5 protein-coding genes and 1 tRNA gene are annotated in these 6,700 nt (G+C 72.1%); 3 read left to right on the forward strand and 3 right to left on the reverse strand.

Translation table 11 applies throughout. The features are described 5' to 3' along the window. Positions 1-1,358: glycosyltransferase family 87 protein (locus J1M41_RS01605; RefSeq protein WP_206451003.1), on the forward strand; the 1,358-nt coding region annotated here is incomplete at its 5' end. Between the two features lie 36 nt (positions 1,359-1,394). Here the strand turns inward: J1M41_RS01605 and J1M41_RS01610 are convergent. Both J1M41_RS01610 and J1M41_RS01615 read right to left on the reverse strand, forming a co-directional pair. After that, positions 1,395-2,840: a DUF2079 domain-containing protein gene (locus J1M41_RS01610; protein WP_206451004.1), complete on the reverse strand. Its 1,446-nt coding sequence runs from the start codon at positions 2,838-2,840 to the stop codon at positions 1,395-1,397. Between the two features lie 115 nt (positions 2,841-2,955). Next, positions 2,956-3,029, reverse strand: a tRNA-Arg gene (locus tag J1M41_RS01615). A gap of 199 nt (positions 3,030-3,228) precedes the next feature. Between J1M41_RS01615 and J1M41_RS01620 the strand changes: the two genes are divergently transcribed. Together J1M41_RS01620 and ettA are read left to right on the forward strand one after the other, a co-directional pair. Next, the gene (locus J1M41_RS01620) at positions 3,229-3,777 is read left to right on the forward strand and encodes a single-stranded DNA-binding protein (RefSeq protein WP_206451005.1); all 549 of its coding nucleotides are present in this window, start codon (positions 3,229-3,231) and stop codon (positions 3,775-3,777) included. 91 nt (positions 3,778-3,868) lie between these two features. Beyond that, positions 3,869-5,551 carry an energy-dependent translational throttle protein EttA gene (gene ettA / locus J1M41_RS01625; protein ID WP_020624404.1) on the forward strand — a complete coding sequence of 561 codons (1,683 nt, stop codon included), beginning with the start codon at positions 3,869-3,871 and terminating at the stop codon, positions 5,549-5,551. Between the two features lie 189 nt (positions 5,552-5,740). Here the strand turns inward: ettA and J1M41_RS01630 are convergent. Beyond that, positions 5,741-6,700, reverse strand: a 960-nt coding sequence (locus J1M41_RS01630; RefSeq protein ID WP_241247555.1) for an acyl-CoA thioesterase II, incomplete at its 5' end; no start/stop codon positions are given.

Raw genomic sequence — 6,700 nt, forward strand, 5'->3', positions numbered from 1 at the left:
CGACCCGCCCGAGCGCCCGCTGGGTCGGCCTGCTCGTCGGCCTGACCGTGGTGGCTGCCGCCGTCGGCGTGCTGACCAAGCAGTGGTGCCGCGTGAACGGCTGGGCGGCCCCCGGCGTGCACGCGCACATGTGCTATTCGGACTTCGCCCAGCTGTTCCCCACGCGTGGCCTCTCCGACGGCCACTTCCCCTTCTACACGCCGCTGCCACCCGAGCAGTGGATGGAGTACCCGGCGTTGCTGGCCGTGGTCGCGGGCGTGACCATGTGGCTCGTGCCCGCCTCCGGCGACCTGCACGAGCGCACCGTGACCTACTTCGACGTCAACGCGATCGGCGTGGTGCTCTGCTGGATCGTGCTGGTCGTCGCGACCGCGTACACCGCCCGCGGTCGCTCCCGGGACGCCCTCCTCGTGGCACTGGCCCCGGGGATCATCCTCACCTCGATGCTCAACTGGGACCTGTGGGCCGTGATGCTGGCCGCCCTGGCCCTGTGGGCGTGGACGGCGGGCCGTCCGACCCTCGCCGGCCTGCTCATCGGACTCGGCACCGCCACGAAGCTGTACCCGCTGTTCTTCTTCGGCGCGATCTTCGTGCTGGCGCTGCGCACGGGCCGCTGGGCCGGGTTCGTGAAGGCGGCCGTGGCCGGGGCGGCGGCCTGGCTCGCCGTGAACCTCCCGTTCATGCTGACGGCGTTCGACCAGTGGTCCCGCTTCTACACGTTCTCGGGGGACCGCGCGGTCTCCTTCTCCTCGACCTGGCTGGCGCTGGCCTGGACGGGATGGTCCGGGGAGACGTTCACGACGCTCCAGAACGGCCTGTTCCTGGTGTGCTGCGCGGGGATCGCCTACCTCGCCCTCGCGGCGCGGCACCGTCCGCGCATGGCCCAGCTGTGCTTCCTGATCGTGGCGTCGTTCATCCTGTGGGGGAAGGTGTACTCGCCGCAGTTCGTGATGTGGCTGATCCCGCTCGTGGTCCTCGCGACGCCGCGGTGGCGCGCGTTCTGGATCTGGCAGGCCGTGGAGGTCTACCACTGGGGCGGGGTGTGGATGGAGTCGGCCCGCATCACCTCGGACGGGGCGTTCGCCGGCGGCGCCTGGTGGATCACCGCCTGGTACGCCTCGGGGATCGTGGCGCACATCGTCGCCCTCGTGTGGCTCATGACCACGGTGGTCAAGGACGTCCTGGACCCCGCCCGTGACCCGGTGCGCCGCACCGCCCTCGACCAGGGCGCCCCCGAGATCGCCCCGGGGGTGGCGGAGGACCCACACGCCGGCGTCTTCACCGGTGCACCTGACCGACTGCTCCTGCCCCCGGCCGGACGCGGCCTGCAGCCGCTCGGCGGGTCCGCGGACCGCTGACGGCGGGGCGGGTCCGCCGACGCCGTGGGGCGCGGCTCAGCGGTGTTCGAGGTACGTCGTGCAGGTGGGCGAGACCGCGCGGTCCGGGTGGTGCAGGACGACGACGTCGCCCGCGGACCAGACCCGCTCGAAGCCGAGCCGCTCGGCGCGGGCCAGTGCCTGCTCCGGGGTGAGGGGGTCCCAGCCGCCGAGCTCGGGCACCGAGGTGTCCACGATCATCCACGTGGCCAGTTCGTCTCCGATGTCCCCGTGCAGCCCGACGTAGGTGCGGGCCGTCAGGTGCGGCACGGCGTTGTCGGCGGCCTCGACGCACACCCCGTCCGGGATCAGCGCGACCGCGTGGTCGAGGTCGCGGGCGTGCTGCGTCGTCGTCATGTCGCCGACGATCGTGCGGTGCAGCGGGTACACCTGCGGGAAGAACGCGGTGCCGATCAGACCGGCGGCCAGCGCCGTGGAGACGAGGACGGCGGGCAGCCGGCGCAGCGTGTCCCGGCGTCCGGCCAGCCGGTGGGCCGCCTCGAGCGCGGCCATGAGCAGCAGCGGGGCGAGGATCGCGTCGTACTGGTACACGGGGGCCCACACGTTGAGGCGGTCGTTGAACAGCCGCGAGAGCAGGATCGGCAGGGCCATCAGCGTGAGCGGGCTCAGGACCGGCAGGAACAGCAGCGGGACGAAGTGCAGGAGCCAGAGGGCCACCTTCAGCGGGTGGTCGAACAGCACCGCGACGGCGTTCCACGGCTGGGTCAGCAGGAACAGGACCGAACTGCGCATGTCCGGGCCCAGGGCGGTGAACTGCCAGTAGCCGAACGCGCCGGTGGGGGAGTAGTGGGGGATCACCACGGACGTGGCGAACCAGTAGCCGAGCACGCCCAGCACGGCGGTGACCGCGGCCTGCGGCCAGAAGCGACGGATCGCCATCACCAGGGCCACGGCCAGCAGGGTCACGCCCATGTCCTCTCGGACCGTGAGCAGCAGCGCCGCCAGGCCGGTGGCGAGCCACGCCCGCTGCCCGTCCAGGGCCCACACGAGCCAGGCGAGGATCGGCACGCCGAGGGTGACCTCGTGGAAGTCCCAGTTCACCATCGCCTGGAAGGGCCAGGAGAGCAGCAGGGCGGCGACGGCGGCCAGGGCCACCCCGTGTCCCGCGCGACGACGGGCGAACAGGTACACCGGCACGGCGGACGCGGCGAGGGCCAGCGCCATGACCACGCCGAGCATGCGGGGGTCCGGCCATACCCAGTAGAAGGGCGCCAGCAGCGCGAGGATCGGGTGGAAGTGGTCGCCGAGGATGTGGAAGTCCACGCCCTTGACGGAGCTGAGGGGGGCGTTGAACAGCGCGTACTGCCGCACCACCTGGTCGAAGATGCCCAGGTCGTAGCCCTTGGCCTCGTAGGTGGCGTACCGGAGGAAGGAGTGCGTCACGTACAGGACCGCGGCCGCGACGAGCAGGGCGGCCAGCTGGACGCCCTCGGGACGGGTCACACGGACCTCGAGGACGGCGGGTCGCGGGGCACGGAGCCAGGAGCGCAGACGGTCCAGGACGGTCTCCTTCGGGCGGGCGTCGGGCGTGCTCGGACGGCTCCGCCCCTGGTCTGGGTGCCCCAGGAGGGATTCGAACCCCCGACCGGCGGATTAGAAGGCCGCTGCTCTGTCCAGCTGAGCTACTGGGGCTGGGCCGTGTCAGTCTAACGGCCGCCGGCCGCGGCGCCGTCGGCTCCTGCACAGTCGCCCGGGTACCTCCGCGCGTCCCCAAGCCGGCCCCCGACCCTGCCGGGGCGCCCCGCGGCGGGGTTGTCTGGCAGTGGCGGATCAGCCGATGCGCCGACGACCCGCCCCGGCGCCCACCGGGGCCCAGCCCAGGAGGCACACCATGCAGGACCTCATCACCGTGCGCGGCTTCGTGGCCACGGACCCCGCCACCCGCCACACCGCATCCGGGGCCGCCGTGACCGGCTTCCGCCTGGCCACCACCGAGCGGCGCTTCGACCGCGAGACCGCCGAGTGGGTGGACGCCCACACCAACTGGTACAGCATCTCGGCGTTCGGCCAGCTCGGCTCGAACACCGCCCAGTCCGTGAAGAAGGGCAACCCCGTGATCGTCACCGGTCGGCTCCGGGTCCGCGACTGGTCCTCGGGCGAGCGCTCCGGCACGTCCGTGGACGTGGTGGCGGACGCCGTCGGGCTGGACCTCGGCTTCGGCTCGGCGGCGTTCCAGCGCAGCCAGCGCCCGGCCGTGCCGCGCCCCGAGTCGGCCCCGCGCGACGACGTGTCGGTCGGACGGGCCGGCGGGGTCGGCGACGGGTTCAGCGCGGGCCTGCCGGACGGGTTCCAGGGTGGCGACGCCCCGGCCTCGCCCGGCCCGGACGAGTCGGACGCGGGCGCCCCCGAGCCCGAGCCGGCGGCGGCCGGCGTCGCCTGACCACGGGGCGGCACGGAGGGGGAGCGGGCTCGGTGGTCGCGGGATCGGCACGATGAGTGGAATCCCGCGGCCACCGACTAGCCTGGGCCGCATGGCGGAATTCATCTACACGATGGTCAAGGCCCGCAAGAAGGTGGGCGACAAACTGATCCTGGACGACGTCACCATGTCGTTCTACCCCGGGGCGAAGATCGGCATGGTCGGCCCCAACGGCGCCGGCAAGTCGACGATCCTGAAGATCATGGCCGGGCTGGACGAGCCCTCGAACGGCGAGGCGCGGCTCTCTCCCGGCTACTCGGTGGGCATCCTGATGCAGGAGCCCAAGCTGGACGAGTCCAAGACCGTGCTGGAGAACGTCCAGGAGGGCGTCGGCGAGATCTACGGCAAGATCCAGCGCTACAACCAGATCTCCGAGGAGATGGCGAACCCGGACGCGGACTTCGACGCCCTCATGGAGGAGATGGGCGAGCTGCAGTCCGCCATCGACGCCGCGGACGCGTGGGACATCGACTCCCAGCTCGAGCAGGCGATGGACGCCCTGCGCACGCCCCCGGCCGACGAGCCGGTCACAAACCTCTCCGGTGGCGAGAAGCGCCGCGTCGCGCTGTGCAAGCTGCTGTTGGAGAAGCCGGACCTCCTCCTGCTCGACGAGCCCACCAACCACCTGGACGCCGAGTCCGTGCTGTGGCTCGAGCAGCACCTGGCCTCCTACCCGGGCGCCGTCATCGCCGTCACCCACGACCGGTACTTCCTCGACCACGTCGCGGAGTGGATCGCCGAGGTCGACCGCGGTCGCCTCTACCCCTACGAGGGCAACTATTCCACCTACCTGGAGACCAAGCGCGCCCGCCTCGAGGTGCAGGGCAAGAAGGACGCCAAGCTCGCCAAGCGCCTGGCCGAGGAGCTCGACTGGGTCCGCTCCAACACGAAGGGCCGTCAGGCGAAGTCCAAGGCCCGCCTGGCCCGCTACGAGGAGATGGCGGCCGAGGCCGAGAAGACCCGCAAGCTGGACTTCGAGGAGATCCAGATCCCGCCGGGCCCGCGCCTGGGCACCGTCGTGATCGAGGCCAAGGACCTGAAGAAGGGCTTCGGGGACCGCGTCCTCATCGACGGCCTGTCCTTCTCCCTGCCCCGCAACGGCATCGTCGGCGTGATCGGCCCGAACGGCGTCGGCAAGACCACCCTGTTCAAGACCATCGTCGGCCTCGAGCCCCTGGACGGCGGCGAGCTGAAGATCGGCGAGACCGTGAAGATCTCGTACGTGGACCAGTCCCGCTCCAACATCGACCCCGAGAAGTCGCTGTGGGAGGTCGTCTCGGACGGCCTGGACTACATCAAGGTCGGCAACGTCGAGATGCCCTCGCGCGCCTACGTGTCCGCGTTCGGCTTCAAGGGCCCGGACCAGCAGAAGAAGGCCGGCGTGCTCTCCGGCGGTGAGCGCAACCGCCTGAACCTGGCCCTGACCCTCAAGGAGGGCGGCAACCTGCTGCTCCTCGACGAGCCCACCAACGACCTCGACGTGGAGACCCTGACCTCCCTCGAGAACGCGCTGCTCGAGTTCCCGGGCTGCGCGGTGGTCGTCTCCCACGACCGCTGGTTCCTGGACCGCGTGGCCACCCACATGCTGGCCTATGAGGGCACCGCGGAGGACCCGGCCAACTGGTACTGGTACGAGGGCAACTTCGAGTCCTACGAGGCCAACAAGGTCGATCGGCTCGGTCCCGAGGCCGCCCGCCCGCACCGCGTGACGCACCGCAAGCTCACGCGCGACTGAGCCGGCCGTTGCCCCCGGGCGCCGCGCCGACGACGGCCCGCCGCGATCACGCGATCGCGACGGGCCGTCGTCGTCCCGGGGCGGGTGCACGTCGACCACCATGAACGGCCCGCGCGCGGCGCGGACGTCGAGCCGCCTCACCCGTGGCGGGGCCCGATCGGCAGCCTCACCCCCCGTGGAACCGCCGGGTCAGCGCCGCCAGCTGCGGCGCAGCACCGTCCGCATGGCCATGCGCTGGGCCGCGCCACGAACCCGCGCCCGCCGGGCGGCGGCCCCCTCGGGCAGGCGGATCATGCCCTCCTGGGCGACCGTGGCCACGAGAGTCCCGTCCTCGGCGAACACGGCGCCCGTGCCGAGGCCGCGCGCGCCCTGGGCGCTGGGGGAGTCCTGGACGTAGAGCAGCCACTGGTCGACGCGGGCGGGCCGGTGGAACCACATCGCGTGGTCGAGGGAGGCCGCGGACATGCCGGGCTGGATCCAGGCCACGCCGTGCTGCCGCAGGATCGGCTCGAGGAGCGTGTAGTCCGAGGCGTAGGTGAGCGCCGCCAGGTGCAGCGCGGGGTCGTCCGCCAGGGGCGTGAAGGTCTTCATCCACACCATGTTGCGGTTCTCGGTCTCCGCGGCCGGGTCCACATAGATGGCCGGGGTGACGTGGCGGATGTCGAACGGCCGGGACCAGGCCCACTCCTGGGCCACGGGGTGGTTGATGCCGCCCAGCACGTCCGCCGTCGTGGGCAGGTCCTCGGGCCGGGGCACTCCCTCCGGCATGGCCACCTGGTGGTCCAGCGCGCTGCCGGCTGGCTCCTGGAAGGAGCAGGTCAGGGCGAGGATGGCCTTCTCGTTCTGGGAGGCCAGCACCCGGCGGACGGAGAAGGAGCGGCCGTCCCGCAGCGTCTCGACGGTGAACGTGATGGGCTGCAGCGCGTCCCCGGGGCGGATGAAGTAGCCGTGGAGCGAGTGGGCGGGGCGGGCGGCCGGCACCGTGCGGGAGGCGGCCGCCAGCGCCTGGGCGAGCACCTGGCCGCCGAACACCCGGCCGTGCGTCTGGCGGGGGGTCGTGCCCGTGAAGCGGACCTGACCCGTCACCGGGTCCTGCGCGGCCGGCGTCAGCTCCAGGATCCCGCGCAGCACGTCGGTGGGGTCCTTCGG

This window comes from Micrococcus sp. KRD096 (genome assembly GCF_017168495.1).
GTDB lineage: Bacteria > Actinomycetota > Actinomycetes > Actinomycetales > Micrococcaceae > Micrococcus > Micrococcus luteus.

Coding starts and splice junctions, on each gene's coding strand:
- J1M41_RS01620 (WP_206451005.1), top strand. CDS start 3,229: ATGCAGGACCTCATCACCGTGCGCGGCTTCGTGGCCACGGACCCCGCC.
- ettA (WP_020624404.1), top strand. CDS start 3,869: ATGGCGGAATTCATCTACACGATGGTCAAGGCCCGCAAGAAGGTGGGC.